At 68.9% G+C, this 25918-nt stretch carries 26 protein-coding genes; 18 read left to right on the top strand and 8 right to left on the bottom strand.

Annotation, left to right across the window (positions count from 1 at the left end; translation table 11 throughout):
* Window positions 1–66 precede the first annotated feature (66 nt).
* Window positions 67–1338 carry a sorbosone dehydrogenase family protein gene (locus tag RS883_RS14315; protein ID WP_315760858.1) on the top strand — a complete coding sequence of 424 codons (1272 nt, stop codon included), beginning with the start codon at window positions 67–69 and terminating at the stop codon, window positions 1336–1338.
* A 34-nt stretch (window positions 1339–1372) separates the two neighbouring features.
* Here RS883_RS14315 and RS883_RS14310 read toward each other — a convergent pair whose 3' ends face one another.
* Window positions 1373–1909 (bottom strand): hypothetical protein, encoded by a 537-nt coding sequence (locus tag RS883_RS14310; RefSeq protein ID WP_315760856.1) that lies wholly within the window; start codon window positions 1907–1909, stop codon window positions 1373–1375.
* 81 nt (window positions 1910–1990) lie between these two features.
* Between RS883_RS14310 and RS883_RS14305 the strand changes: the two genes are divergently transcribed.
* Genes RS883_RS14305 through RS883_RS14290 form a run of 4 tightly spaced genes read left to right on the top strand, consistent with a single transcriptional unit; the run spans window position 1991 to window position 5533 of the window.
* Window positions 1991–3697: a DEAD/DEAH box helicase gene (locus RS883_RS14305; protein ID WP_315760855.1), complete on the top strand. Its 1707-nt coding sequence runs from the start codon at window positions 1991–1993 to the stop codon at window positions 3695–3697.
* Window positions 3694–4161, top strand: a complete 468-nt coding sequence (locus RS883_RS14300) for a YaiI/YqxD family protein (protein ID WP_315760854.1) — start codon at window positions 3694–3696, stop codon at window positions 4159–4161. Before RS883_RS14305 ends, RS883_RS14300 begins: the two co-directional genes overlap by 4 nt.
* A 9-nt stretch (window positions 4162–4170) precedes the next feature.
* Window positions 4171–4350 carry a hypothetical protein gene (locus tag RS883_RS14295; RefSeq protein ID WP_315760853.1) on the top strand — a complete coding sequence of 60 codons (180 nt, stop codon included), beginning with the start codon at window positions 4171–4173 and terminating at the stop codon, window positions 4348–4350.
* Between the two features lie 7 nt (window positions 4351–4357).
* Window positions 4358–5533 carry an NAD(P)/FAD-dependent oxidoreductase gene (locus RS883_RS14290; protein WP_315760852.1) on the top strand — a complete coding sequence of 392 codons (1176 nt, stop codon included), beginning with the start codon at window positions 4358–4360 and terminating at the stop codon, window positions 5531–5533.
* A gap of 6 nt (window positions 5534–5539) precedes the next feature.
* Here the strand turns inward: RS883_RS14290 and RS883_RS14285 are convergent, their stop codons facing one another.
* A complete protein-coding gene (locus RS883_RS14285; protein WP_315760851.1) occupies window positions 5540–8731 on the bottom strand; it encodes a helicase-related protein in 3192 nt (1063 codons plus the stop codon).
* 104 nt (window positions 8732–8835) lie between these two features.
* Window positions 8836–10002: a nucleotide sugar dehydrogenase gene (locus tag RS883_RS14280; RefSeq protein WP_315760850.1), complete on the bottom strand. Its 1167-nt coding sequence runs from the start codon at window positions 10000–10002 to the stop codon at window positions 8836–8838.
* A 217-nt stretch (window positions 10003–10219) separates the two neighbouring features.
* Here RS883_RS14280 and RS883_RS14275 point away from each other — a divergent pair, with 217 nt between their 5' ends.
* Window positions 10220–11122 (top strand): diacylglycerol/lipid kinase family protein, encoded by a 903-nt coding sequence (locus RS883_RS14275; protein ID WP_315760849.1) that lies wholly within the window; start codon window positions 10220–10222, stop codon window positions 11120–11122.
* Here RS883_RS14275 and RS883_RS14270 read toward each other — a convergent pair.
* Both RS883_RS14270 and RS883_RS14265 read right to left on the bottom strand, forming a co-directional pair.
* Window positions 11074–11805, bottom strand: a complete 732-nt coding sequence (locus RS883_RS14270) for a phosphatase PAP2 family protein (protein WP_315760848.1) — start codon at window positions 11803–11805, stop codon at window positions 11074–11076. The two genes, RS883_RS14275 and RS883_RS14270, sit on opposite strands and share 49 nt — an antisense overlap.
* 128 nt (window positions 11806–11933) lie before the next feature.
* Complete coding sequence (locus RS883_RS14265) at window positions 11934–12506, bottom strand: DUF4142 domain-containing protein (RefSeq protein WP_315760847.1); 573 nt, start codon at window positions 12504–12506, stop codon at window positions 11934–11936.
* Between the two features lie 138 nt (window positions 12507–12644).
* On the opposite strand from RS883_RS14265, the gene RS883_RS14260 reads away from it, so the two are divergent.
* Window positions 12645–13067, top strand: a complete 423-nt coding sequence (locus RS883_RS14260; protein ID WP_315760846.1) for a DUF3597 family protein — start codon at window positions 12645–12647, stop codon at window positions 13065–13067.
* A gap of 6 nt (window positions 13068–13073) precedes the next feature.
* Here the strand turns inward: RS883_RS14260 and RS883_RS14255 are convergent, their stop codons facing one another.
* Together RS883_RS14255 and RS883_RS14250 are read right to left on the bottom strand one after the other, a co-directional pair.
* Entirely contained in the window at window positions 13074–13268 is a 195-nt protein-coding gene (locus RS883_RS14255; protein ID WP_315760845.1) for a helix-hairpin-helix domain-containing protein, read from the bottom strand.
* Window positions 13265–13759, bottom strand: coding sequence for a nucleoside deaminase (locus tag RS883_RS14250; RefSeq protein WP_315760844.1), 495 nt, complete (start codon window positions 13757–13759; stop codon window positions 13265–13267). The genes RS883_RS14255 and RS883_RS14250 overlap by 4 nt, the downstream gene beginning before the upstream one ends.
* A gap of 98 nt (window positions 13760–13857) precedes the next feature.
* Between RS883_RS14250 and RS883_RS14245 the strand changes: the two genes are divergently transcribed.
* Both RS883_RS14245 and RS883_RS14240 read left to right on the top strand, forming a co-directional pair.
* Entirely contained in the window at window positions 13858–14946 is a 1089-nt protein-coding gene (locus tag RS883_RS14245) for an SPL family radical SAM protein (protein WP_315760843.1), read from the top strand.
* Entirely contained in the window at window positions 14943–15425 is a 483-nt protein-coding gene (locus tag RS883_RS14240) for a metallophosphoesterase family protein (protein ID WP_315760842.1), read from the top strand. The genes RS883_RS14245 and RS883_RS14240 overlap by 4 nt, the downstream gene beginning before the upstream one ends.
* Before the next feature lie 9 nt (window positions 15426–15434).
* Here RS883_RS14240 and RS883_RS14235 read toward each other — a convergent pair whose 3' ends face one another.
* On the bottom strand, window positions 15435–16247 hold the full coding sequence (locus RS883_RS14235) for a Crp/Fnr family transcriptional regulator (RefSeq protein WP_315760841.1): 813 nt from the start codon (window positions 16245–16247) through the stop codon (window positions 15435–15437).
* A gap of 298 nt (window positions 16248–16545) precedes the next feature.
* On the opposite strand from RS883_RS14235, the gene RS883_RS14230 reads away from it, so the two are divergent.
* The 9 genes from RS883_RS14230 (at window position 16546) to RS883_RS14190 (ending at window position 25874) form a co-directional block, all read left to right on the top strand.
* Entirely contained in the window at window positions 16546–16797 is a 252-nt protein-coding gene (locus tag RS883_RS14230; RefSeq protein WP_315760840.1) for a hypothetical protein, read from the top strand.
* A gap of 180 nt (window positions 16798–16977) precedes the next feature.
* A complete protein-coding gene (locus RS883_RS14225; RefSeq protein WP_315760839.1) occupies window positions 16978–18468 on the top strand; it encodes a hypothetical protein in 1491 nt (496 codons plus the stop codon).
* Complete coding sequence (locus tag RS883_RS14220) at window positions 18461–20215, top strand: type I secretion system permease/ATPase (RefSeq protein ID WP_315760838.1); 1755 nt, start codon at window positions 18461–18463, stop codon at window positions 20213–20215. Before RS883_RS14225 ends, RS883_RS14220 begins: the two co-directional genes overlap by 8 nt.
* Before the next feature lie 4 nt (window positions 20216–20219).
* Window positions 20220–21539, top strand: a complete 1320-nt coding sequence (locus RS883_RS14215) for an HlyD family type I secretion periplasmic adaptor subunit (RefSeq protein WP_315760837.1) — start codon at window positions 20220–20222, stop codon at window positions 21537–21539.
* A gap of 75 nt (window positions 21540–21614) precedes the next feature.
* Window positions 21615–22922, top strand: coding sequence for an MFS transporter (locus RS883_RS14210; RefSeq protein ID WP_315760836.1), 1308 nt, complete (start codon window positions 21615–21617; stop codon window positions 22920–22922).
* Between the two features lie 286 nt (window positions 22923–23208).
* On the top strand, window positions 23209–24738 hold the full coding sequence (locus RS883_RS14205) for a tyrosine-type recombinase/integrase (protein WP_315760835.1): 1530 nt from the start codon (window positions 23209–23211) through the stop codon (window positions 24736–24738).
* Window positions 24739–24800: 62 nt separating this feature from the next.
* On the top strand, window positions 24801–25043 hold the full coding sequence (locus RS883_RS14200; RefSeq protein WP_315760834.1) for a hypothetical protein: 243 nt from the start codon (window positions 24801–24803) through the stop codon (window positions 25041–25043).
* A 10-nt stretch (window positions 25044–25053) separates the two neighbouring features.
* Complete coding sequence (locus RS883_RS14195; RefSeq protein ID WP_315760833.1) at window positions 25054–25386, top strand: hypothetical protein; 333 nt, start codon at window positions 25054–25056, stop codon at window positions 25384–25386.
* A gap of 194 nt (window positions 25387–25580) precedes the next feature.
* Window positions 25581–25874, top strand: a complete 294-nt coding sequence (locus RS883_RS14190; protein ID WP_315760832.1) for a helix-turn-helix transcriptional regulator — start codon at window positions 25581–25583, stop codon at window positions 25872–25874.
* Window positions 25875–25918 lie beyond the last annotated feature (44 nt).

Genomic DNA, 25918 nt, shown 5'->3' with positions numbered 1-25918 from the left:
CGGGCGGGGCGGAGCCAGATCGCGTCCGGACGGGTTGAATCGACAATCAACGATCCGGAGCGCTCCATGAAGATCACGCTGGCTGCCGTCCTCGTCACTATCCCCTCGGCCGCGCTCGCGCAGGACCAGGTGAAGCCGGTGCTCGGCGCGCGGTCGCAGCCGGCACCTTATGAGACCGAATCGGTGGTCAATCATCCGCGGACGATCGGCTGGCCGGAGGGGCGCACGCCCACCGCGCCGCGCGGGTATCAGGTCGTCAAGTTCGCCGGCGGCCTCGACTATCCGCGCCAGGCATTGCTGCTGCCGAATGGCGACGTCCTCGTCTCCGAAGCGCGTACCAAGCCCAAGCTCGATGCCGAGCCGGACGTCCAGCGCGGCCAGGCGCTGTCCAAGACGACCGGCGTCAGCGCCAATCGCATCACCCTGCTGCGCGATGCCGATGGCGACGGGATCGCCGAACAGCGCTTCGTGCTTCGCGAGGGGCTGAACCAGCCGTTCGGGATGCAGTACGCCGCCGGGCGGCTTTATGTCGGCAACACCGATGGCGTGGTGAGCTTTGCATTCAAGCCGGGTCAGACGCGCATCGACGGCGCGCCCCGCACGCTCGTCACCTTGCCGGCAGGCGGGTACAACAATCACTGGACGCGCAACCTGCTGCTCAGCCCAGACGCGCGCACGCTTTACGTGTCGGTCGGCTCCGCCTCGAACGTCGGCGAGTACGGGATGGAGGAGGAGCGGCGGCGCGCGGCGATCCTGGCCATCGACCTGACCAGCGGGCGGGAGCGGCTCTACGCCAGCGGCCTGCGCAATCCGGTCGGCATGGACTTCGCGCCGTCGACGGGCACGCTGTGGACCGCGGTCAACGAGCGCGATCACTTCGGCGACGACATCTCACCCGACTACCTCGTCGGCGTGCGGGAGGGCGGCTTCTATGGCTGGCCGTACAGCTACTATGGCAAGCAGGACCCGCGGCACCCGGACGAGGGGCGCGAGCTGCTCGCCACCACGCTGCTGCCCGACGTCGCGGTGGGGCCGCATGCCGCCGCGCTCGGGCTGGCCTTTGCCAAGAACAGCCGTCCCGACAATCAGCTCGCCTATGTCGCGCGGCATGGGTCTTGGAACCGGGCATCGTTCATCGGCTATGACGTGCTCGCGGTCCCGTTCGCCAACGGCAGGCCGACCGCAGAGCCGCAGCCCTTCCTGACCGGCTTCGTGGCGGATGCAAAGAAAGGCGATGTCTATGGCCGCCCCGTCAGCATCCAGACGCGCGCCGACGGGGCGATCTTCGTAGTCGACGACGCCGGCGACACGGTGTGGCTGGTTCGCCGCGCGCCTTGATCCCGAAGCGGCTACCCCTCGGAATGGGGAGCCGCTAGTCGGCCCGCCAGGCGTCGAGCGCCGCGCGGTACTTCCGCTCCGCCGCGCGCTGCTCGCGTTCCAGGCGGTCCTGCACTCGCTTCTGTTCGGCCTCGACCGCGCGGCGGCGGCGGGCGAGGTCGGCCGCTTCGGCATCGAGCTCGCGCAATGCCGCATGATGCGCCACCTCCGCCTCGGCGAGTGCCGCTTCGGCGGCATCCAGGTCGGCGCGCGAGGGGCGGGGCTTGGGCTTGGGTGCCGGCGCGCGCTTGCTTGGTTTGGCGGTGGCTGCTGCTTTCTTCGGCTTGGGCGTGTCGGCGGGGAGCGCCGCCAGATGCTCGGCGGCGGTGCCGCGGGGCTTGCGGATGACCTTGCCCGGGTCGGCCAGCGCTTCCTTCGTGAGGGCGGCATCGGTCACGACCTCCGCCACGCCGCGCGCGAACAGATTGGCGTCGGCGCCCCATGCCGCCAGCGCCGCTTTCTGGCTCGGCGCCGCGACGAAGGCGTCGTGAAAGCCGATCGGCGTTCGATAGACCTTGAGCTTCGCCGCCATGCCGCCGGGAACGCGCGCCGCACCCGATTGTCTCCGCGCCGCTTGCGCAAGGCGCCGAAGCGGCCCATGTAGCGCCGCTCCATGACATTCGAAACGCTCCCCCCGCTTCTGTCCGAAGCGCTCGCCGCTCGCGACTATCATACGCTGACCGCGGTCCAGTCCGCTGTGCTCGATCAGCCGGACCAGGCACGCGACCTGATCGTCTCGGCCCAGACGGGGTCGGGCAAGACCGTCGCCTTCGGCCTCGGGATCGCCGCGCAATTGTTCGAGGACGACGCGCTGGTCGCCAGCGCCACGCCGCTCGCGCTGGTCGTCGCGCCGACGCGCGAACTGGCGCTGCAGGTCAGCCGTGAGCTCAGCTGGCTCTACGAAAAGGCGGGGGCGCGGATCGCCACCTGCGTCGGCGGCATGGACGCGGCCAAGGAGCGACGGGCGCTCGGCCGCGGCGTCCAGATCGTCGTCGGGACGCCCGGCCGCCTGCGCGACCATCTGGAGCGCGGCGCACTCGACCTGTCGGGGCTGCGCGTCATCGTCCTCGACGAGGCGGACGAGATGCTCGACATGGGCTTTCGCGAGGACCTCGAAGAGATTCTTGATCTGACGCCCGAAGGGCGCCGCACGCTCCTGTTTTCCGCGACGATGCCCAAGGCGATTGTCGCGCTGGCGCGCCGCTATCAGCGTGATGCCGAGCGCATCTCTACCGTCGGCGAGGATCGCGGGCATGGCGACATCGAGTATCAGGCGGTCGCCGTCTCGCCCTCCGACATCGAGCATGCCGCGATCAACCTCCTCCGCCTGCACGAGGCGGAGACGGCGATGCTGTTCTGCGCGACGCGCGACAATGTCCGCCACCTCCACGCGAGCCTGGTCGAGCGCGGGTTCGCCGCGGTCGCGCTGTCGGGTGAGCACAGCCAGAACGAGCGCAACGCCGCACTTCAGGCGCTGCGAGACGGGCGCGCGCGCGTCTGCGTCGCGACCGATGTCGCCGCGCGCGGCATCGACCTGCCGACGCTCAGCCTGGTCGTCCATGTCGAGCTGCCGCGCGATGCCGAGACGCTCCAGCACCGGTCGGGCCGCACCGGCCGCGCGGGGCGCAAGGGGACGGCGGTGCTGATCGTCCCGTTCCCGCGCCGTCGCCGCGTCGACATGATGCTGCGCTCGGCTAAGATCAACGCCGAGTGGCTGGGCCCGCCGACGCCGGAGGATATCCGAGCCAAGGATCGTGAGCGGATGCTCCGGACGCTGCTCGCCCCCGTCGAGGCCGATGAGGACGATCGCGCGCTCGCCGCGCAGCTGATGGAACAGATGCCGGCCGAGGACATCGCCGCCGCGCTCGTCCGCAGCGTGCGCGCCAAGCTGCCCGCGCCCGAAGAGCTGATCGACGTGACCACGCGTGAGGGCGCGCAGGCGCATCACCGTCCCGGCTTCGACGACGTCGCCTGGTTCCGGATGGACATCGGCCGCCGTCACAATGCCGATCCGCGCTGGATCCTGCCGCTCCTCTGCCGCCGCGGCCGCATCACCAAGAACGAGATCGGCGCGATCCGCGTGCTGCCCGCCGAAACCTGGTTCCAGGTGCCGACCGCGATCGCCGCGAAGTTCGCGTCGGCGGTCGCGCGCAGTGCCGATCCGCAGGGCGACGACGAGAGCGGCGTGCGCATCGAGGCGGCCGACGGCCCGCCGCCTGCGGGAGCACCGCGCACCGACCGCCCGGGACCGCGCGGCCGTCCGCCCTATCGCGCCAAGCCCACCGGCCGCGGCCCGAACAAGCCCCGCCCCAAAAGGTGAGCGGCGCGCGCATCCTCGTCGATGCCGATGCCTGCCCGGTCAAGGACGAGGTCTACAAGGTGGCGCTTCGCCACGGCGTACCGGTGACGATCGTCAGCAACAGCCCGATCCGCGTGCCCGTGCATCCGCTGATCGGGCGCGAAGTGGTCAGCGACGGCTTCGATGCCGCCGACGACTGGATCGCCGAGCGCGTGGACAAGGCGACCGTGGTCGTCACCGCCGACATCCTGCTGGCCGACCGCTGCCTGAAGGCCGGCGGCATGGTCATCGCGCCCACCGGCAAGCCCTTCACCGCCGCCTCGATCGGGTCGGCGATCGCGTTGCGCGCGATCATGGCCGACCTTCGCGCGGGCGGCGATCAGCTCGGCGGGCCGGCGCCGTTCTCGAAGACCGATCGGTCGCGCTTCCTCCAGGCGCTCGACGAGACGCTGGTGCGATTGGCGCGGACGCGCGGGACCGTTTAAGGAACGATCATGGCCGAACGCTTTGAACGACACCGCCAGCCCTGGACCGCGGACGAGATCCAGAAGCTCCACACGCTCGCCAAGAAGGGCATGGCGCTGAAGGCGATCGCCAAGGCGCTGACCCGCAGCGAGGAATCGATCAAGGACCGCGCCAAGGCCGACGGGCTGTCGATCGCCAAGCTGCGCTGATCGCCGCATGGCGGATGCCTATGATGCGATCGTCCTGGGGGCGGGCGCCGCGGGGCTGATGTGCGCCGCGGTCGCGGGGCAGCGCGGGCGCCGCGTGCTCGTCGTCGACCATGCTGACCGGGCGGGCAAGAAGATCCTGATTTCTGGCGGCGGACGCTGCAACTTCACCAATATCGGCACCGCACCCGATCGCTTCGTGTCGGCCAATCCGCATTTCGCGCGCTCGGCGCTCGCGCGCTACACGCCCGCCGACTTCCTGGCGCTGGTCGAGCGGCACGGGATCGCCTGGCACGAGAAGACGCTGGGCCAGCTGTTCTGCGACGGATCGGCGCGGCAGATCGTCGACATGCTGCTGGACGAGGCAGCGGCCGGGTCTGTCGAGACCGCGCTCGGGCACCCGATCACCGCGGTCGATCATGCCGATGCGCAGTACCGCGTCCGCTTCGGCGCGCGGACGATCAGCGCGCCGTCGCTCGTCGTTGCGACCGGCGGGCCGTCGATCCCCAAGATGGGTGCGACCGGCTTCGCCTATGACCTCGCGCGGCGGTTCGGGCTCAAGGTCGTCGAGCCGCGCCCGGCGCTGGTGCCGCTGACGCTGGGCGGGGACGAGCTACTGTTCCGATCGCTATCCGGCGTCGCCGCAGAGGTCGTCGCGCGCGCGGGAAAGGCGGCGTTCCGCGAAGCGGCGCTGTTCACGCATCACGGCCTGTCCGGCCCCGCAATCCTCCAGGCGTCGACCTATTGGCGGCATGGGGAGCCGATCGCGATCGATTTCCTGCCCGATCGCGGGGAGGGTTGGCTCAAGGCGTTGAAGCGAGAGACGCCGCGCGCGACGGTCGCGCGCACCCTCTCGGCGGCGCTGCCCGACCGCCTCGCCGCCGCGCTCGGCGAGCGGCTGGCGATCGAGGGGACGCTCGCCGACCTGACCGACGCCGGGCTGGTCGCGGCCGAGCAGCGGCTGGCGAACTGGCGCTTCAATCCCAACGGCACGCAGGGCTATGCCAAGGCCGAGGTGACTGCGGGCGGCATCAGCACCGCCGAACTTTCGTCCAAGACGATGGAAGCGCGCCGCGCCCCCGGCCTCTATGCGATCGGCGAGGCGGTGGACGTCACCGGCTGGCTGGGCGGCTACAACTTTCAATGGGCCTGGGCGAGCGGCTGGGTGGCCGGGCAGAACGTCTGAGGGCGGTCAGTCGAGCGCCCCCAGCACCGCCTCCAGCCGCTCCAGCCGTTCTTCCGATCCCTCGATCCGCTCGGCCAGGATCAGCCGCTCGCCCTTCGCCTGCAAGCCCGCTGCCTCGGCATCGCCGGCGAAGTCCTTGCGCGGCGTCAGCGCGATTGCCGCGGGGCCGGCGTCGATGCGGGCGATCCGCGCGTCCTTGGCGGCGATCCGAAGGCCCGCGACGCGGAGCAACGTCGCCGCATCCTCCGGCAGCGCGCCGAAGCGATCCTCGATCTCCTCGGCAAAGGCGGCGAGCGCGTCGGCATCCTCGATCCGCGCGAGCCGGCAATAGAGGGTGACGCGCAGTTCCTCGTCGGGCAGCCAGTCCTCGGGCAATCGGCCGGTCACGCCCAGGTTCAGTTCGGGGGTCCATCGCTCGACATCCTCGCCGCGCGCCGCGCGCAGCGAGGCTTCGAGCAGATGCTGATAGAGGTCGATCCCGATCAGCTTCATGTGACCCGCCTGCGCCTCACCCAGAAGGTCGCCGGCACCGCGGATGTCGAGGTCGCGTGCGCTGATCGCGAACCCCGCGCCCAGCCGGTCGAACGCCTCCAGCGTGCGCAGCCGCTTCAGCGTGCGCGGCGCGATCTCCTTGGCATCGTCGGTCAGCAGCAGCACCTGACCGCGCCGGCTGCTCCGCCCCACGCGGCCGCGAAGCTGATGGAGCTGCGACAGGCCGAAGCGGTCGGCGCGCCAGATCACCATCGTGTTGGCGCGCGGCACGTCCAGCCCCGCCTCGATGATGTTGGTCGCGAGCAGCACGTCGCCGTCGCCCGCGCCGAAGCGCACCATCGCGTCGTCGATCTCGGCGGCCGGCATCTTGCCATGCGCCTGAAGCAGATCGAGTTCCGGGACGAGCTTGGCGATCTTCTCGGCGAGCGGCGCCATGTCCTCGATCCGCGGCACGACGACGAAGCTCTGCCCGCCGCGGCTCTTCTCGCGCAGCAGCGCGGTGCGGACGGCGTTGGGGTCAAACGGTGCGACGACGGTGCGGATCGGCTGGCGACGCGCGGGCGGGGTGGCGATCACCGACAATTGCTGGAGCCCGACCAGCGCACTTTGCAGCGTCCGCGGGATCGGCGTTGCCGAGAGTGCGAGCACATGGCCGGCGCCAAGGTCGCGCATCCGCGCCTTGTCCGCCGCGCCGAAGCGCTGTTCCTCGTCTATGACGACGAGCGCCAGGTCCTGATAGGTCACGCCCTTGCCGGCGATCGCGCCGGTGCCGACGACGACCTTGATCGACCCGTCGGCAAGCCCGGCCTTGACCCGCTTCTTCTCGGCCGCGGTCGACAGGCGTGAGAGGCCGGCGACCTCGATCCCCGCCGCCTCGAACCGCTGGATACAGCTTTCGAGGTGCTGGCGCGCGAGCACCGTCGTCGGCGCAGCGATCGCCACCTGCCTGCCCGACAGCGCGGCAATCGCGGCGGCGCGCAGCGCCACCTCCGTCTTGCCATAGCCGACGTCGCCGACGATCAGCCGGTCCATCGGCTTGCCCGAGGCGAGGTCGTCGCGAACCGCGTTGATCGCCCGCGCCTGATCGGCGGTCTCGGTAAAGGCGAAGCCGGCTGCAAAACGCTCATAGGCGTCGCTCGGCGGATCGAGCACCGGCGCGCTGCGGGCGTCGCGTTCGGCAGCGATGGCGGTCAGTGCCCGCGCACTCTCGGCGATCGCCGCATCGATGGCGCCGCGCCGCTTCTGCCAGCTCCCGCCGTCTAGCTTGTCGAGCGTGACCGCGTCTTCCTCCGCGCCATAGCGCCAGATGCGGTCGGCCTGATCGACGGGCACCAGCCGCACGCCGCCATCGGCGTAGGTGATCGCGATCGCGTCGCCCGGTTGCGCGCCGGTCGTCGCGGGCATCCGCTCCAGCGCGGCGACGATGCCGATCCCGTGATCCTCATGCACGACGACGTCGCCGACGCGGATCTCGCCCAGGCTGAAGATCGAGCTGTCGGCGGCGGGGGGATGCGCGGGACCGGCCTCCGCCCGACTGCCGAGCAGATCGGCGGCGGCGACCGCGAGCGTGCCTTCCACCGCGAAGCCGCGGTCGGCGGGCATGACGAGCGACAACAGCGCACCCGGCTTGGCCTTCTCGACCGCTGCCCAGCTTTCCACACGCTCGACCGCTCGCTTCAGCGTCTTGGCGACGCGCCGCCCGACGAAGCGCAGGTCGCGCTCGCTGCCGAGCAGCACGACGCGCCGGTCCGCCGCGAACGCGGCCCTGGCGACATCGGCAAAGGCCCTGAGCGGGCGCTTGGCTTCGACGAAGCGGGCGGGGGGCTCATCCTCGCGGTCGAGCGTCAGCAGGTCGCGCGCGGCCAATGCCTTGGACCAGATCGCCTGGCTGGCGACCTGCCGGATCGCACGCGCGGGCCGATATTTCTCGGCATCGCGGACGAGCGCCAGGAACCGCCGCCGCCGCTCGTCCGCGGCGTCGGGCAGGATCACGCGCGCGTCCGGCAGATGGTCGAGCAGGGTCACGCCCTTGCCATCCAGCGCCGGCTCGTTGACGCGGCCAAGCTCGCGCCCATCGCACTCGCCCGTCGTGCGCTGGTCCGCGGGATCGTAGAGCCGGATCGAAGCGATCGCGCCGTCGGCCACTTCGATCCGGAGCGGGGTCGCGGCATCGGCGGGATAGACGTCGAGCACCTGACCGCGCAGCGCGACCTCGCCCGGCTCGTCCACGCGGTCGTCGACGATGTAGCCGAGCTCCTGGAGCGTCTCGAACAAGGCCGGCAGGTCGGCCGGCTTGCCGACCTCGATCCTGGGCGGCGCGGCATCGAACGCGGCAGGCGCCGGGTAGAGATGGCCGAGTGCCTCACCCGTGGTGATGCAGGCGATCCGGGGACGCTTGCGCTCGCCGAGCGTACAGCGAAGCTCGCGGAGCGCCGACACGCGCTGCCCGACATTGGAGGGAGAGGCGGGTGCCGCGTCGGCCGGCAGCGCATCGCTGCTGGGGCAGAATACGACGATGGCATCGGGCGCGGCCGCCCTCAGCGCCGCCGCGATCGCGGTCCCTTGCGGCTCGTCCGCCGCGGCATAAAGGAGATCGCCATCGCGAAGCGCACGCGCCAGCTGAATCGCCGTTTCGCCGATCCCGAGCGTGGGGGCGGGCAGGGGCTGCTCGTCGATCACCTTCGCCGCCGTCGCCATGTCGCGCATCGCCCTCCCACCCGGGGCGCAGCGGGAACGTGCGCGGCCAGGACCACGCACTACCGTTCTAAGCGCTTGAAGTTCCTTGGCTCTCGCCTGGTCCTTGGACCGTGTCAGTCGGACCCGAACAGGTCGCGAGTGAAGACCTTGTCGGGCACGTCGCCGATCTCGTCGGTCAGGCGGTTGGCGACGATGACGTCGACCTCGGCCTTGAACGCGTCGAGATCGCGGACCACGCGCGATCCGAAGAACTCGTCTTGCTGCATCGCCGGCTCATAGATCACGACCTCGATGCCTTTGGCCTTGATCCGCTTCATGATGCCCTGGATCGAGGACTGGCGGAAATTGTCCGAGCCCGCCTTCATGACCAGCCGGAACACGCCGACCTTGGCGGGTTTGCGATCGAGGATGCGGTCGGCGAGGAAGTCCTTGCGCGTCCGATTGGCGTCGACGATCGCGCGGATGAGGTTCTGCGGGACCTCCGAATAGTTGGCGAGGAGCTGCTTGGTGTCCTTGGGCAGGCAATAGCCGCCATAGCCGAAGCTGGGATTGTTGTAGTGCGGCCCGATCCGCGGATCGAGCCCGACGCCGTCGATGATCTGGCGCGAGTTGAGCCCGCGCGCAATCGCATAGCTGTCGAGCTCGTTGAAGAAGGCGACGCGCATCGCGAGGTAGGTGTTGGCGAACAGCTTGATCGCCTCGGCTTCGCTCGCGTCGGTGAAGAGGATCTCGACATCCTTCTTCTCGGCGCCCTGCAGCAGCAGGTCGGCGAAGATGCGCGCGCGTTCCGACCGCTCGCCGACGATGATGCGCGAAGGGTTGAGGTTGTCGTAGAGCGCGCGCCCTTCGCGCAGGAACTCGGGGCTGAAGATCACCTGGGTCGTGCCCAGCCGTTCGCGGACGTCCTCGACGAAGCCGACGGGGATGGTCGACTTGATGACGATCGTCGCCTGCGACCCCCCATCGATCGCGGTCTGGATCACCGCCTCGACGGAGGACGTGTCGAACTTGTTGGTCTCGACATCGTAGTTGGTCGGGGTAGCGACGATGACGTAGTCGGCGCCCGCCAGCGCGGCCTTCGGGTCGAGCGTCGCGGTCAGGTTCAGCTCGCGGGTGGCAAGAAAGTCTTCCAGCTCGGCGTCGATGATCGGCGACTTGCGCGCGTTGAGCATCTCGACCCGCTCGGGCGTGATATCGACCGCCGCGACCTCGTTATGCTGGGCGAGCAGCACCGCGTTCGACAGTCCGACATACCCCAGTCCGAACACCGCGATCTTCATCTTGCCTTGCCCTCTTAGCGCGCCGTGCTGCACCGACGCGCGAGCCCTATAGGGGCTGCCGTCGGGCGCGGATAGACGCGCCTTTTCAAAGCTTCCGCGGACCGCTGCATGTCACTGGCGCGCGGGGACGACATCGGGCAGATGATGGACCGCAACGGCCGGAGCGCTTCCCGCCCGTAGGAACGAAGCCCGTGCCGGACCGCCAGGATCACAGAGGTTGAGCAAGTCCGTTCCGCGTGAGGCCGTCCTCATCGTCAACGCGCAGTCGCGAAAGGGCGAGGCGCTGTGCCATGAGGCGAAGGCCAAGCTGGAGGCGGCGGGGATCGCGCTGACCGCATCGCACGCCGTCCGCGATCCGGCGAAGCTGGACGACGTCGTCAGCGGCGCGGTCAGGGGCGGTGCGCCGATGGTCATCATCGGCGGCGGCGATGGATCGTTGGCGCGGCTCGTCAAGCACCTTGCCAACACGGAGAGCGTCTTTGCGGTGCTGCCGCTCGGCACCGCCAACAGCTTTGCGCGGACGCTGGGGCTGCCGCTCGATCTGGACGGCGCGGTCGAGGCGATCGCGACCGGAAAACTGCGCCGCATCGATCTGGGCATGATCGACGACAACCACTTCGTGAACGCAGCAGCGCTCGGGCTGTCACCGCTGATCGGCGATACCGTGCCGCACAAGCTCAAGCGCTATTTGGGCCGTGTCGGCTATCTCGGCTGGGCGCTGTGGTGCCTGCTGCGCTTTCGCCCGTTCCGCCTGACGGTCGAGGACGATCGCGGCGAGCACCGCACTTGGGCGAGCGAGGTGCGTGTGTTCAACGGGCGCTTCCACGGCGGGGTCGAGCTGATCGAGACGACCGACGTCGACAGCGGCGATATCGTCATTCAGGCGGTGACCGGGCGCAGCCTGATGCGCCTCGCCTTCGACTGGTACGCCAAGTTCTTCAAGCTGAAGTCGCGCGGCGCCAACACGGTCGAGTATCGCGGGCGAGAGCTGCGGCTGCGTACCCGGCCGACGCAGAAGATCTCGGTCGATGGCGAGTGCCTGGCGCGCACGCCGGTAACGGTGCACGTCGCTCAGCGGGCCGTCGACGTCGTGGTGCCCTCCACGCCCTCGATCGCGTGACGACGCTGGAGAATCGCCGCCACCCATGACGATGCCACGGCCCAGGCGATCCCGATCGCCCAGCCCGCCACCACGTCGGTGGGGAAGTGGACGCCGAGGAAGATGCGCGAGAACCCGATCAGCAGCGTGAGCACCAGCGCGGCGCCGATCAGGAAGACGCGGACGCGGCGGCTCGGCTCGGCACTCGCGAGCAAGGCCGCCCCGGTCAGATAGACCATCGCCGAGTTCATCGCATGACCGCTCGGAAAGCTCGCCGAGCTGACCTCGACCAGATGCGGCACGATGTCGGGTCGCGCGCGTGCGAACGCGATCTTGAGCAGCGCGGTGAGCAGGCTGCCCGCGACGATCGATGAAGCGACGAACGCCGCCAGCGCGATCTTTCGCCGCGCCATCAGATATCCGGTCACGAGGGTCGTCACCAAGGTCAGGACGGTGCCGCCGCCCAGCGCGGTGAAATCGATCATCGCCTGCGCGAACCAGCGTGGTCCGATCGACAGGCCCGGATCGGCGACGCTGCGCAATTGAAGCAGGAGCCAGCGATCGATCGCCAGCGGATGCCCCTCGACCACCTCGGACGCGATATAGGCAAAGCTCGCCAGCGCGACCGTGACGATCAGCAGCGTGACGAGGATGCGCGTGTCGGAACGCCGTGCCCAGCGTCCGGTGGTGCCGGTTGCAGTCAATCGAACCTCCGACGGCGCGATTGGCAGGCTGGCGGCGCCATCGCAAGCATCATCGACGATGACGCGCCGACGTCAGGCACGATGCGGGGGTCAGCCCGTTCGTGGACCGACCCCGCCACGACGCAAGCTTACGGGCGCAGGCCACTCGCCATGTTGAGGTGCGCGGTGACGATCGGCACCATCTCGGTCGCGAACGCCTTGAGCGGTTGCGCGTCGCCCGACGCGGCATAGCCCTTCAGCGTGTCGAGCGTCTTGGCATGGCCGGCGCGCTGCGCCTCGATATAGGCGGTGTCGAACGCCGCCCCCGACTTGCCGCGAAGATCCGCGAGCGTCGCGGTCTGCTCCGCGGTCAGGGCGGGGTCCGGCGTGATCGAGGCGCCGCTGGCGGCCGTCTTGAGCTTCGCCGTTGACTGCGTGTGCGCATCGACCATCGACTGGGCAAAGCGCTTCACCGATGCCGACTGCGAGGTCGAGAGCGCGAGCCGCGACGTCTCGATCTCGAACGTGTCGCTGGCGGCGGCGGCGTTGGCAAAGGTCTGCGCGGGCGAGGCGGTTGCGGCAGGCGCAGTCGCCATGTCGTTCATCGTCGTCTCGTTCATCGTCGCCGCGACGGTGTCGTTGGCGGGCGTGTCCCGGTTCGACCCGCAGGCGCACAGCGCGAGCGCAAGGGCGGGGACGGCGGCGAAGTTGCGGATCTGCATGAGCTTTCTCCAGAAACGATCGTCGCCAGAACGGCCGGGCGGGCGCGGCGTTCCGATCGACGGGCGGAGCCGATGCCCGCACAAACCGTTGTGCCCGCTCGACATCCTCGCCACCGCGCGAATTCAGGGAGTTGCACAATGGGCTTGTTCGCCAGCATCAAGGACAAGATTTTCGGGCACAAGGCTCAGGCGCCGGCGGCGCCCCGTCCTACGCCCACCCCGGCAGCGCAGGCCGCTGCTGCCCCGGCCGCGAGCGCGCCCGCTCAGCCGGCCGCGCCGCAGCAGTCGGCGCCTGCATCACAGCCGGTCGATGTCGGCGCGGTGCTGTCGGAAATGGCGTCGATGAAGGGCGGCGGCGGCAACTATCAGTCGTCGATCGTCGATCTGCTCAAGCTCCTCGACCTCGATTCCTCGCTCCAGGCCCGCCGCGAGCTTGCCGACGAGCTCGGCGTCCATGCGGGCGATCATGGCAGCGCCGAGCAGAACATCGCGCTGCACCGCGCCGTGATGGCCAAGCTCGCCGAAAATGGCGGGGTCGTGCCAAACGAGCTGCGCAACTAAAGAGCGTTAGTCCAGCTCGAGGTGGGACCGGCTCTCGTCGGTCTTCTGCGTGAGGCCCGGCACCTCCTCGAGCTGGCAGATGTCGGTGAAGCGGCCGCGCTCCTCGCGGTACCGGACGATCTCGAATCCATGCCCTTCGAGGCCCGGCACGCGGTCGAGTTCGTCGGCGCTCGCGCTGTTCAGTCGGACCTTGTCGCTCATAGGTTTCCCTGCTCCTCGACGGGCGGATGGTCGTCGGGACCGTAATAGAGCCGTGCGCATTCCTCGCGCAGGCATCCGCCCTCGATCTCGATATCGTCGCGATACGCGTCGGCGATGAAGGCGAGCGTGTCGACGTGGCGCGCCTCGAAATACATTTCGTGCACGTCGTCGCGGCCGGCGCCATAGACGACCCGGCCGACTTTCGACCAGATCGATGCCATCGTGCACATGCCGCAGGGCTGGAGCGTCGAATAGAGCGTCGCGCCGCGCAGCTCCATGTCGCCGATCCCCTCACAGGCGCGGCGGATCGCCATCATTTCCGCATGCGCGGTCGCGTCCGGCAGTTCCTCGGTCTGGTTACGCTCGGCCGCGATCACCCGCCCGTCCAGGACGATCACGCATCCCAGCGGCGAGTTCGACGGATCCGTGCCTTTCGACGACGCGACCTCGATCGCCTTTCGCATCCATTGTTCGTCAGCCCCTGCGCACATCGATCGTCTCCCGCACGCACAACGCGCGCGGCGCAGGATCGCCGCGTCGCGCTGGAGAAATCGGCGGACCGTCCGGCATCGCCGATCGTTCAAGGGCCATGGCCACCGCCGCCGAGCCAGACCCTAGCACCGATCCGGGCTGGCAACCGGCCCGCATCCTCGTCACGCGTGCTGCCATGGGGTTCGCGCACGGCCGCCGCATCGCCGAAACGGCGGCGGCGCGCGGGATCGAGGTGGTCGAGCTCTCGGGCGATCGCCTGATTCTCAACCTGCCGGAGGATCCCCGCCGCGCCTATGTCGCCGCCAAGCGGACGCTGGCGGTCGTCGTCGCGCCGCCGTCCAAGCGCCGGCTCCAGCCGATCGCACCGAGCGCGGACTGGCGAATGGACCTGGCCGAAGGGTGCCCGGCGCATTGCAGCTACTGCTATCTCGCCGGCTCGCTCAAGGGGCCGCCGATCACCCGCGCCTATGCGAACCTCGAAGAGATCTTCGACGCGCTGCCCGGCTATCTGGGGGCGGGCACGATCACCTCGCGCAGCCGTGACCGCGAGCATGAGGGGACGACGTTCGAGGCGTCCTGCTACACCGATCCGCTCGCGCTGGAGCCGATCACCGGGTCGCTGTCGGCGGCGATCCGGTATTTCAGCGCTTGGGAGGCGCCCGTGCAGCTTCGCTTCACCAGCAAGTTCGCGGACGTCGCGCCGCTGCTCAGCATCGCGCATGGCGGCCGCACCCGGATGCGCGCGTCGGTCAACCCCGGCGCGTTCGCGCGGTTCGAGGGCGGTACCGCGCCGGTCGCCGCGCGCCTGGCCGCGCTCCGCCGGATGGCGCTGGCCGGCTATCCGGTGGGGCTGACGATCGCGCCGATCATCGCGGCGGCGGGCTGGCAAGCGGCCTATGGCGGATTGATCGAGGACGCCGCCGCCGCGCTCGCCGAGATATCCGCGCTCGACCTGTCCATCGAACTCATCACCCATCGCTTCACGCCGGGATCGAAGGCGGTGCTCGAAAGCTGGTATCCGGGCTCCGCGCTCGACATGAGCGAGGTAAACCGGACGACCAAGCGGACCAAGTTCGGCAGCGAGAAGCAGGTGTACGACGCCGCCACGATGCGCGCGCTGCGCGACTTCTTCGAGGCGCGGATCGCCGCCGAACTGCCGGCAGCACGCATCCTCTACTGGACATGACGGTCTTCTTCACCGCCGACACGCATTTCGGTGATCACCGCACCATCAACATCCAGCGTCGTCCTTTCGCCGACACGGCGACGATGGACGCGGCGATGATCGAGCGGTGGAATGCCGTCGTCGGTCCGGCGGACACGGTCTGGCACCTGGGCGACGTGGCCCGGCGTGCGGCCGAGGTGGCGTTGCTGCTCGCCCAGCTGAACGGCACCAAGTACCTGCTGCGCGGCAACAACGATCCGGTTGGAACGGTTGCGGCCGCCGGGTGGGCAAGTGTCGGCGACTATGCCGAGATTGAGGTCGACGGTCGCCGCCTGGTCCTGTGCCACTATCCCTTCCGAAGCTGGAACGGGCAGCACAAGGGCGCGATCAACCTGCATGGGCACAGCCATGGCCGGCTGAAGCCGATGCCGCGCCAATTCGACGTCGGCGTCGACATCCATGGCTTCGCGCCGGTGACGCTGGACGACCTGCTCGGCTGAGCGCCGACGTCAGGCGGCGGGGGCGAAGTCGGCCGAGATCATCGGCGTGGGCGCGTGAGGACGGGCCTCCTCCTCCGCAAAGGGCAGCAGCGCCGGGTCGCAGTGGAACGGGGCGGCGTCGAACGTCGCGTACCGGGCGAGTGCCGCCGGATCGTGGAACGTCACCTGGCCGTCCCGGATCTCGACCAGCCCGCGCTTGCGCAGTGCCGCCAGGCTCCGGTTGCAATGTTCGACGGTCAGCCCGCACGCATTGGCCAGATCGCCCTGCGTGAACGGCCAGGGCATCGCCGAAGCCGCCGTCTCGCCCGCAAGCTGCATCCGCGCGTACAGCATGCAGAGCAGCGCCGCGATGCGCGGCTCGGCACGCCGCGACGCCAGGTTGGCGACCCATTCCCGCTGGATCGCCGCCGCCGCCATCGATTCCCACCACAGCGCCTGGCCGATCGCCGGATGATGCTGGTTGAGCTGGTTGAGCGCGCGCCGGCCGATCCGCGCGACGCGCACGGGGCCAACCGCGTGGCACCCGCTGTCGGCGCGCTTCATCAGGAATACGTTGAAGTCGCAGACGTCGCCCGCGCACAGGATGCCGACCGTCTGGCGTCGCCCGCCCGACAGCCTGCGGTCGCGGATCGCCCAGCCGGCGACGATGACCTCGATCGCTTCGGGCCGCTCACCCTGTTCGAAGATCGGCATGCCATCGTCGATCAGCCGGGTGTCCCGGGCGAGCAGCGCGTCGAGCACGGGCACGCCATCTTCCCGAAGCGCGCCGGCGCTGATGAGCTTGGTGGCGAGGCTGGACGTGGTTGGCCGCGTGGAAAGCATGGCCCCAAAGCGCGCCTGGCGGCGATTGGCTGCACCAGCGTCCAAAAAGAAAATCGCTTCGTCAGGGATTTGGCTCGGCTGACCGGACGACACTACGATATTTCGCACATGGTTAAAGGATGGCGACCCGGCAGCGGGGTGGAGGCACCGGAGGGCCCGTTACTCTGGAGCGTATGAGAAACATCAAGCCTGCGTGCCTCGGGTGCCCTCATGGCGTCGCAACTTCCCGGTGGGGTTACCGGTTCTCTTGCCGTGACCTGATGACGTCACGCGATGCACGAACACAAGGAGACATGAGATGGCTTTTCTTTCGGGCCTGTTCGGCAATGGCGGTGAATCGGACAACAGCAGCGACCTTCTGGGCGCGCTGACGGCGGTGGCTTCGGTCGACGCGAGCTATGAGAGCTACGACCAGAGCATCGACGAGGACGGGTCGAGCGACACCAGCTATGACTCGGGTTCATTCGGCCTGGATCTGGACGTCGGCAGCATCCTGTCGAGCATGACGGACAGCTTCTCCGACAGCGATGGCGGCGGCATCTTCGGCTAATCTGCCTAACGAATTCGGCCCCGCATCGCGCCAACGATGCGGGGCCGACTGCTTCCTAAGAAGCGCGATGCACGCTCATCGACCTGTGATCAACGCCGAGGAGACCTGATGCCAACCCACCGGATCGCCGGCGGTTCCATCGACTTCGAGGTGAAACGTCCATGAGTCAGACCAATCCGTATGGCTGATCCCTCCCAGCCACCCGAACCGCATCGCGCGGGGCGCGCCCAGCCGCTCCACAGCGGTGCGAACGAGGTCGGATTGCTCGCGCCGACCCCGCTGGCCTTCGGGCTGGCGGGGTCGATCGCGTTGCCGGCCGCCGCGCACGCCGCTGCCGCAACCAGCGATGCCGCGGGCGACAGCACCCCGGCCGCCGCTGCGCCGACCGGGACGGTCGTTGCCGACCACGCGGCGTCTGCCGAGACCAACCTGCTCGCCGGGCTGACCGCCGCGGCCGCGCCTGCGGCTGCTCCGGTGGTCCAGCCGGCACCGATCGACACGGCAGCGATCACGCCAGTGGCGCCCGCGGTCGCCCTCGCGCCCGCTCCTTCATCGTTGCCGCCCGCCCCGCCGGCGAGCGGCGATGTTGCGCAAGCACCGACTGCCGCCGCGGCGCCGCCGGTGACCGACGCGGTCGAGGCGGTGCGCGCCAATGCCGAGGCGTTGACCGGCGCGCTTCAACAGCTCGTCACACAGCTCGACAGCCCTGCCGCCGCTGGCATCGGCCAGGTCGCCGCTGCGCTCGACCAGATCAGCCAATCGCTTGCCGAGGCGCTGCCGCCGGGCGAGACGCCGTTGCTGCAAGGCGTCGAAGCGACGGTCGCCGACCTGACCGCCAACACCGCCGCGACGGTCGATGCGGTGGTCGGCACCGTCGACACGGCGCTGGACGGCATCGCCGACGTGGCCGGCACCCTCACCGATGGGACTGCGGCAACGATCGACGCGGTGTCAGCGACGCTGAACGACGCCACCGATAATGTCGCGGCGCTGGTGACGGATGTCGCCGCGACCACGACGAACCTGACTGCGGACCTGGGCGAGACGGTTGCGGAAACCACGCAAGTGGCCGCCGACCTGCTCGCGAACACCGGCGCGGCAGCCGCCAGCTTGACCGCGAGTGCCGCGCCTGTCGTGGATGCGGCGATCGAGACCGTCGGCACCACCGTCGCGGCCGTTACCGATACTGCCGCCGCGACGATCACGGATACCACGCAGGTAACGAGCGATCTGCTTGCCGACACGGGCGCGGCAGTCGGCACTCTGACCTCGACCGCAGCGCCCGTCGTGGACGCGGCGCTCGAAACCGTCGGCACGACTGTCGAAGCGGTCGGCCATACGGGCGCCGGACTGGTCGACGACGCAGGCTCGATCGTCGATGCGGTCGAGATCGGCGGGCTCGACCCCGCGGGTGGGATCGCCACGCTGACCGAGCTTCTCACCGCCAGCGACGGGTTCGCGATCGTCGATGGCGCGGGCGACGTTGCCGAGCCGGTGTTCGCCAGCCTCGGCGCCGCACCCGATCTGCTGGAGATGGCGGGCGACCTGCCCGGCCTGACCGATACCGATACGGGCGGCCTGCTCGATACCGCGTCGGCGGGGATCGGCTCGCTGCTGGGCGACAAGCACGGGCTCGGCAGTCTGTTCGACGAGGATCACGGGCATGGCTGAGCCGAAGCTTCCCCCCGCGCTCGATCCGGCGCACCCCGATTACAAGCCCGGCGACGAGTTCGCCGGCGCGCTTCGCGCGACCAAGGGCCTGCTCTGGACCGCGGCGGGGTTTTCCGGCGCGGTGAACCTCCTGTTCCTCGCCTCGCCGATCTACCTCATCCAGATCTACAACCGCGTCATCCCGTCGGGGAGCATCCCGACGCTGATCGGGCTGAGCGTCGCGCTGCTGCTCGCGCTCGCGACGATGGCGGTGCTCGATGCGGCGCGCGCGCGCATCCTGGTGCGGGCCGCCGCGCGCATCGACCGACTGCTGTCGGGCCGCGTGTTCCAGGCGATCATCGATGTCGGCGGCAAGGTGGGGGCGGGCAAGCGCAACGCCCAGCCGCTGCGCGACCTCGACCAGTTCCGCGCCTCGCTGGCCGGACAGGGGGCGCAGTTCTTCTTCGACGTGCCCTGGATGCCGCTGTTCCTGATCGTGCTGTTCGTGCTGCATCCGCTGCTCGGCCTGACCGCGCTTGTCGGGGCGGCAGGGCTGATCGGCCTGGCCTTCCTCAACGAACGCACGACGCGCGCGGACAACAAGGCGTCGCAGGAAGCGGCGATCCGCAGCTATCAGTTCACCGACGCGATCGCGCGCTTTTCCGATCCCGTCCACGCGATGGGCATGGATCGCGCGCTCGCGGGCCGCTGGCGCACCGATCGCGAGACGATGATGCGGCGCCAGGCGTCGGGCAGCGACCGCAATGCCGACTTCGCCTCCGCCATCCGCTTCCTGCGGCTGGTGATGCAGGGCGCGATGCTGGGTGTCGGCGCGTGGCTGGCGATCGAGGGATCGATCCTTCCCGCCGCGATCTTTGCCGCCAACATGATGCTGGGCCGCGCGCTCGCCCCGATCGAGGTGGCGGTGACCGGCTGGCGACAGATCGAGCAGGGCCTGGCCGCCGGACGCCGCGTGCAGAAGGTGCTGAGCGCCGCACCCGCGCGGATCAAGCGGGTGGAGCCGCCGATCGGCGGCGCGACCGTCCGGCTCGACCGCGTGCGCTTCGTGCCCCCGGGCGGCAAGCGCGATGCGCTGACCGGCATCGACCTGACGATCGAGGCGGGCGAGTCGGTCGCGATCGTCGGCCCGTCGGGCGCGGGCAAGAGCAGCCTGGCGCGGCTGATCGTGTCGGCACAGGCGCCGACCGAGGGCGCGGTGCATATCGGCGGGCTCGACGCGCGGCACTGGTCGCGTGACATGCTGGCGCGGCACATCGGCTATCTGCCGCAGAATGTCGGGCTGTTTCCCGGCACGCTGCGCGACAACATCGCGCGCTTCTCCGAATGCGCCGACCAGCTGGTGATCGAGGCGGCGGTACGCGCCGACGTCCACCAGATGATCCTCGACCTGCCCGACGGCTATGAGACGCGCGTCGACGAGGGCGGGTCTGGGCTGTCGGGCGGGCAGCGCCAGCGCATCGGCCTGGCCCGCGCGATGTTCGGCAGCCCCAAGCTGCTCGTGCTGGACGAACCCAACGCGCATCTCGACCAGGATGGCGAGGAGGCGCTGGCGCGTGCGCTCCAGTATCTGAAGCGCCAGGGATCGACGATCCTCCTGATCGCTCATCGCCTTAATCCGGTCGCGCATGTCGACCGCGTCGTGGTGATCGACAAGGGCCGCCTGCAGCTCGATGGGCCGCGCGCGCGCGTGTTCCGCAAGGTGCGCACCGACCTCGTTCGCTCGATCGCCGAAGCACCGGTGGGATGACGCCATGAAACTCGACTTTCTCCACTCCGGCGGCGCAGCCCCCGGCAGCAAGGCCTTCTCAATTTGGGAGCCGGCGGTCGCCCGGCCGCTCGACGACGCGCGGCATGTCGTTCGCACCGGCCTTGTCGTCGCGGGGCTGTTCTTCGGCGCGCTGCTGCTGTTCGCGTTCCTGGCGCCGATCTCGGGCGCGGCGGTAGCGCCCGGCGAAGTGACGACGAGCGGCGACCGCATCGTCATCCAGCCACCCGCCGGCGGTGTTGTGACCCGTGTCCGGGTGGCCGAGGGACAGCGCGTGATCGCGGGCCAGCCGCTGGTAGAGCTCAACGGCACCCGTGCCGGGGCCTTGCTCGAACAGGCACAGGCCAGGCGGGACGCGCTGCTCGCGCGGCAGGCGCGCCTGATCGCCCAGCGCGACGACAGCGCCGCGATCGCCTTTCCCCAGGCGCTTACGGCTCGCGCCGGCCAGCCGGCCGCCGCGTCGGCGATCGCGACTGAGCAGGCGATCTTTCGCCGCCACCGCGAGATCCGCGCCGCCGAGCGCGGCATGGCCGCGGCCGATTCGGATGCGGCGGTTGCCACCCGCAGCGGCGCGCAGCGGCAGCTCGCGCTGATCCGCGACGAACTGCGCGTCATGCGCGGCCTCTATGAGAAGGGCTATGCCCGCCGTACGCAGGTCCGCGCGCTCGAACGCGCCGCGGCGGAGCTGGAGACGCAGACCGTCACCGGCGGCGCGGGCATCGCCAAGGCGCGGCTGGAACAGGCGCGGCTCGGCGAGACGCAGATGGCACAGGTGGTGACCGAACTCGGCCAGATCGAGGCACAGCTTGCACAACTCGGGCCGTCGCTGCGCGTCACCCGGTACGATGCCTCGCTCTCCGAACTGCGCGCGCCGGTCGCAGGCCGCGTGTCGAGCCTGGCCGCGATCGGCCAGGGGTCGGTGGTGGGCGGCGGCGCGACGCTGATGCAGATCGTACCCGACCGGCGGACGCTGATCGTCGAGGCGCGCATCCGTCCCCAGGACATCGACGATGTCCGCGTGGGTCAAGTGACCAAGCTGCGCTTCACCAGCGTCAATCCGCGCACGCACGGCAGCGTCGACGGCCGCGTTACCGCGCTGTCGCCCGCACCGATCGCCGAACGATCCGGCCAGTATTTCCGCGCGCAGATCATCGTCAGCGATCCCGATGCGCTGGCAGGGGAGGGCGTGACGCTCCAGCCCGGCCTGCCCGTCACCGCGACGATCGAGACCGAGGCACGGACGCTGGCCGACTATCTGCTCGCCCCGCTCGGCGACGCCTTTGCGCGGGCGTTCCGCGAGAACTGACGGGAGGTTTCGCCCGCTTTCGCTGGTCCCGAAGGCCCTTAGCCGTCATACGCGGCTTGAGAGAGGGGAGCGGACATGCGCGAGCAGCTGGGGTCGACCGATGGCATTGCCGACGCCGCAGAGGGCGAACGCGTCCTGCGGCGGATCAGCCGGCGGCTGATGCCGCTGCTCTTCGTCCTCTATCTGCTCGCCTATGTCGACCGCCAGAACGTCTCCTATGCCAAGCTGGAGATGGTCGACGCGCTGGGACTGTCCGAGGCGGCGTACGGCCTGGGCGCCAGCCTGTTCTTTCTCGGCTATTTCCTGTTCGAGGCGCCGTCGAACATGATCCTAGCGCGCGTCGGCGCGCGTGTGTGGTTCGCGCGGATCCTGGGCACATGGGGCCTCATCACCGTCGCGCTCGGCTTCACGCGCGACGCGACGATGTTCTACGTGCTGCGCTTCCTGCTGGGTGCGGCGGAGGCGGGGTTCTTTCCCGGCGTGCTGTTCGTCCTGACGCTCTGGTACCCGCAGGCGCGGCGCGCGCAGATGGTCGGATGGTTCATGATCGCCAGCGCGGTCGCCAATGCGGTCGGCTCGCTGATCGGCGGTGCGTTGCTGGAGCTTGGCGGCCTGTGGGGCCTGGCGGGCTGGCAATGGATCTTCGTCGCAACGGGGCTGCCCGCGGTGCTGATGACACCGGTCGTGCTCCTGATGCTGCCCAGCCGCCCGGCGGACGCACGCTTCCTCACCGACGCGGACAAGGCGTGGCTGGCCCGGACGCTCGCTGCCGAACCCGCGCAGGTGGTGGAAGGATCGGCATGGCGTGCGATGGTCAATCCCGACGTGCTCCGGCTGGCGGCGCTCTATTTCGCGATGCCGCTCGGCGCCTATGGTCTCAGCTACTGGCTGCCGACGATCGTGCGCGGTTTTGGGGCGTCGAATATCCAGAACGGCATGCTGAACGTCGTGCCCTGGATCTGCGTTGGCCTCGCCCTGTGGTTCGTGCCGCGCCATGCCGCGCGGCGGGGAGGGAGCCGATGGCATATCGTCGGCCCGATGCTGATCGCCGCGGCGGCGCTGATGGGAAGCGTCGTGCTGCCCGGCGTGGCGGTGAAGTTCGCGTGCCTGTGCCTCGCCGCCGCGGCGGTGTTCGCCGGACAGCCGATGTTCTGGAGCGTGCCGCAGCGGCTGCTGACCGGCGCCCATGCCGCCGCCGGCCTCGCGGCGATCAACTCGATCGGCAATCTCGGCGGCTTCGTCGCCCAGAACGCGGTGCCAGCCGTCCGCGACGCCACCGGCAGCAACCTGGCGCCGATGGCGCTGCTGTCCGTCGCGCTCGCGCTGTCCGCGGCCGGCTTCTTCCTGCTGCTGCCACGACTGGATCGTAGCCGGGCGGCGTGAACAGAGGCATCGTCGGAGATCGGGTGTGCCCCCGACGGCGCTAAATGCGCGCGATCGGGAGAAAAATGGTGCTGCCGGTGAGGATTGAACTCACGACCTCAGCCTTACCAAGACGCTTTTTTACTTGCGCTAGTCTTTCTAAACCTACGATTTCAGCCGTTTTTTCTTGACTCGCCTATCCTAGAGCGCGAAAATTCAACCCACGATATTCTGCCTCTTGCTTCCGATCTGCTTCCAAATTTCGGACGCTCTGGGAAGGCTGAAGTCGGGGTTGGAGTATCACAGCATGTCCAGCGATCGTGTTCGAATTACGAAGCGGATCGTCGATGGCCTCTCGGCCGATGGAACTGACCGCTTCGTATGGGACAGCGATGTCCTTGGTTTCGGGCTGAGAATATCGGCTGCGGGCAAGCTGGTCTATGTCCTCCAGTACCGCATCGAGGGACGTCAGCGCCGCTTCAAGATTGGCCCGCATGGGTCGCCCTGGACGCCAGAAACCGCACGCAGCGAAGCGAAAAGCCTTTTAGGAAAAGTCGTAGATGGCATCGACCCTCAGCAAGAAAGAATCGGAGAGCGGAAAGAACTCACGCTCGCCGATTTGAGCGAGACCTATCTGAACGAGACGCTGTTTACCGCCAAGGAGAGCTCGATCCGTCAGGCGCGCAACAATATCGAAAACCATATCTTGCCGCTCCTTGGGAAGCGGCGGGTGTCGAAGATCGAACGCAGCGACATCGAACAGATGCTGCGCGATATCGCTGCCGGGAAGACCGCGCGGACGCTGAAGAAGGGTCATCGCAGGCTATCGCGCGTCCGCGGCGGCAAAGGTGCTGCCAACCAATGCGTGACTACGGTGAGCGCGATGCTGGGTGTCGCAGTCGAGCGCAAGCTTCGCGCCGATAATCCTGCGATTGGCGTGCGCAAGTTCCCCGGAAAGAAGATGGAGCGGTTCTTGTCGCCCGCTGAGCTGGCGCGGCTAGGCGAGGCGTTGGCCGCAGCCGCCTCGCTTGGGGTGGAGAGCCAGTATGCGATCGCCGCGCTTCGATTGCTGATGCTGACGGGTTGCCGAAAGAACGAGATCCTGAAGCTCAAGCACAGCTATATCGACCGCTATCACCGCTGCCTGCGCCTGCCGGATTCGAAAACCGGCGCAAAGGTGGTGCATCTGGGCGGGCCGGCCATGCGGATCATCGCCATGACACCCCCAATCGAAGGAAACCCCTATCTGCTGCCAGGCAAGAAGAACGGCACGCATGTCACCGACCTGCAGGCGGTCTGGGTCCGCGTTCGCAAGACCGCCGGTCTGGACGATGTGCGCATTCACGATTTGCGGCACAGCTTTGCGTCGATCGGCGCTGCGACCGGCGACAGCATGCTGATCATCGGCGCGCTGCTCGGCCACCGCAGCGCCAAGACCACCGAGCGCTACACCCATCTTTCCGATCATCCGCTCAAGTCGGCCGCCGAGCGCATTTCCGACGAGATCGCTCGCTGCCTTGGCGAAGGCCTGGAGGTAGCTCCGCCCGACAGCGCCGACGAGGACCCGTTCGAGGCGTTCTGGGCGCAGGATGCAGAGCGCCAGTTGCCCGCGGCCGACCCGGTGCTGGGCGCTGTCATACGCACGCAGTGGCTCGACACCCGTGCGGCGGCGGCGAAGCTCGGATACACGGTTGGGACGATGCAGACATATCGGTGGCAAGGCACGGGGCCGGCGTTCCGCAAGATCGGCCGACGGGTCGTTTATTCGGCAGAAGCTGTGGAGGCGTGGCAGCGCGTGCATGCTGACGCGCCGCCTGCAGCCGAGCTCGCCGCCTAGCAGCACCGCTGGACAAGTCCCGCGGCTCCCTCGACACGGGCTGTAATAAAGGGGGATCGGCGTTGGCTTTCATCGATGAGCTTATTGAGGGTGGCGGCAATTTCCTCTTCACGCGAACAGAAGGTGGCGCGTCGCTGAAACCGGCGAGCGACCGCGATATCGACCTGGCTTCGTTTCAGTATCTGGTACGCCGGGTCCGCGAGCATGAGGGCGACGGTTACACCATCCATCTCGAGCAGGTGTCATCGGACCGGCCGGGCGATCCCGTTGATCTGCTTGTGCTGATACTTGTGGATGCCAGCTAGGCCGCAGACGATGGATTATCGCCGCCTCGCTGACGACGCTTGGGACGCGCTCGATGAAGGCGAGCCTGCGCGTGCCGCTGCGTTGGCGCGACTAGTCCTGGCCGAACATTCCGCAGCGATCGACGCCTATGTCGTCATGGCCGCCGCTACCGATGTGCAGGTGGAGGCGATCGCACTGCTGCCGGTGACGTTCGGGCGTGGCGACGGTGCGACCCATGCCGGGGCGCCGGATCGCGGCGATCCGGGCTGGCGGCCGCGGCCGCGCGGTCTCTACTCGCCGCCTTTTCCGAGCGGTGCCGATGCGGAGGACCTGATCAAGGTGCGCAGCCATGATTTCCGTTGAGAGCCGTCAAGCCGCGTTGCCTCGCGCGATGAAAAGGCTGCAAGCTGGCTGCTTTGTATTAACATGTCATATTTGACTGATTAATGGGGTTTGCGCGTTATATATGCTGCATTATGTCCTCGCCTAAGTCTCGACTGATATTGCGCCAGCTTGGCAACGACTTTCGTTCGGCACGACTCCGGCGGCGGATGTCTGTGGCTGACCTCGCGCTGCGGTCCGGCGCGTCGCCCAGCACTATAACCCGGTTGGAGAAGGGCGAGCCGGGCATCGGCATCGGCACGCTCGCCGATGTCCTGATTGTTCTTGGCCTTGCCGAGCGCCTCGGCGAGTTGATCGACATCCGCAACGACGAACTTGGCCTGGCTTTGACCGATCGCAGTCTGCCACAAAGAGGGCGAAGTTCTCAGGCAGCGCGTTGGCGCAGGCGCGGCGAAGGCGGTGTCAGCAGCGTGGGCGATGCATCCGATGACGATGGCGTCGCATTCTGATGGCGGACTATCGCGCAAAGGTCGCGCTGGGTGACGCGCTGGTC

This window comes from Sphingomonas sp. Y38-1Y, assembly GCF_032391395.1.
Lineage (GTDB): Bacteria > Pseudomonadota > Alphaproteobacteria > Sphingomonadales > Sphingomonadaceae > Sphingomonas.
The sequence above is the reverse complement of the archived record's forward strand: the minus strand, read 5'-3'. Positions and strand labels throughout refer to the sequence as shown.

Bases quoted from the DNA above. Each gene is read 5' to 3' on its own strand.
- RS883_RS14315 (WP_315760858.1), top strand. From the start codon at position 67: ATGAAGATCACGCTGGCTGCCGTCCTCGTCACTATCCCCTCGGCCGCG.
- RS883_RS14310 (WP_315760856.1), bottom strand. From the start codon at position 1,909: ATGGCGGCGAAGCTCAAGGTCTATCGAACGCCGATCGGCTTTCACGAC.
- RS883_RS14305 (WP_315760855.1), top strand. From the start codon at position 1,991: ATGACATTCGAAACGCTCCCCCCGCTTCTGTCCGAAGCGCTCGCCGCT.
- RS883_RS14295 (WP_315760853.1), top strand. From the start codon at position 4,171: ATGGCCGAACGCTTTGAACGACACCGCCAGCCCTGGACCGCGGACGAG.
- RS883_RS14290 (WP_315760852.1), top strand. From the start codon at position 4,358: ATGGCGGATGCCTATGATGCGATCGTCCTGGGGGCGGGCGCCGCGGGG.
- RS883_RS14285 (WP_315760851.1), bottom strand. From the start codon at position 8,731: ATGCGCGACATGGCGACGGCGGCGAAGGTGATCGACGAGCAGCCCCTG.
- RS883_RS14280 (WP_315760850.1), bottom strand. From the start codon at position 10,002: ATGAAGATCGCGGTGTTCGGACTGGGGTATGTCGGACTGTCGAACGCG.
- RS883_RS14265 (WP_315760847.1), bottom strand. From the start codon at position 12,506: ATGCAGATCCGCAACTTCGCCGCCGTCCCCGCCCTTGCGCTCGCGCTG.
- RS883_RS14260 (WP_315760846.1), top strand. From the start codon at position 12,645: ATGGGCTTGTTCGCCAGCATCAAGGACAAGATTTTCGGGCACAAGGCT.
- RS883_RS14255 (WP_315760845.1), bottom strand. From the start codon at position 13,268: ATGAGCGACAAGGTCCGACTGAACAGCGCGAGCGCCGACGAACTCGAC.
- RS883_RS14250 (WP_315760844.1), bottom strand. From the start codon at position 13,759: ATGTGCGCAGGGGCTGACGAACAATGGATGCGAAAGGCGATCGAGGTC.
- RS883_RS14245 (WP_315760843.1), top strand. From the start codon at position 13,858: ATGGCCACCGCCGCCGAGCCAGACCCTAGCACCGATCCGGGCTGGCAA.
- RS883_RS14240 (WP_315760842.1), top strand. From the start codon at position 14,943: ATGACGGTCTTCTTCACCGCCGACACGCATTTCGGTGATCACCGCACC.
- RS883_RS14235 (WP_315760841.1), bottom strand. From the start codon at position 16,247: ATGCTTTCCACGCGGCCAACCACGTCCAGCCTCGCCACCAAGCTCATC.
- RS883_RS14230 (WP_315760840.1), top strand. From the start codon at position 16,546: ATGGCTTTTCTTTCGGGCCTGTTCGGCAATGGCGGTGAATCGGACAAC.
- RS883_RS14225 (WP_315760839.1), top strand. From the start codon at position 16,978: ATGGCTGATCCCTCCCAGCCACCCGAACCGCATCGCGCGGGGCGCGCC.
- RS883_RS14220 (WP_315760838.1), top strand. From the start codon at position 18,461: ATGGCTGAGCCGAAGCTTCCCCCCGCGCTCGATCCGGCGCACCCCGAT.
- RS883_RS14215 (WP_315760837.1), top strand. From the start codon at position 20,220: ATGAAACTCGACTTTCTCCACTCCGGCGGCGCAGCCCCCGGCAGCAAG.
- RS883_RS14210 (WP_315760836.1), top strand. From the start codon at position 21,615: ATGCGCGAGCAGCTGGGGTCGACCGATGGCATTGCCGACGCCGCAGAG.
- RS883_RS14205 (WP_315760835.1), top strand. From the start codon at position 23,209: ATGTCCAGCGATCGTGTTCGAATTACGAAGCGGATCGTCGATGGCCTC.
- RS883_RS14195 (WP_315760833.1), top strand. From the start codon at position 25,054: ATGGATTATCGCCGCCTCGCTGACGACGCTTGGGACGCGCTCGATGAA.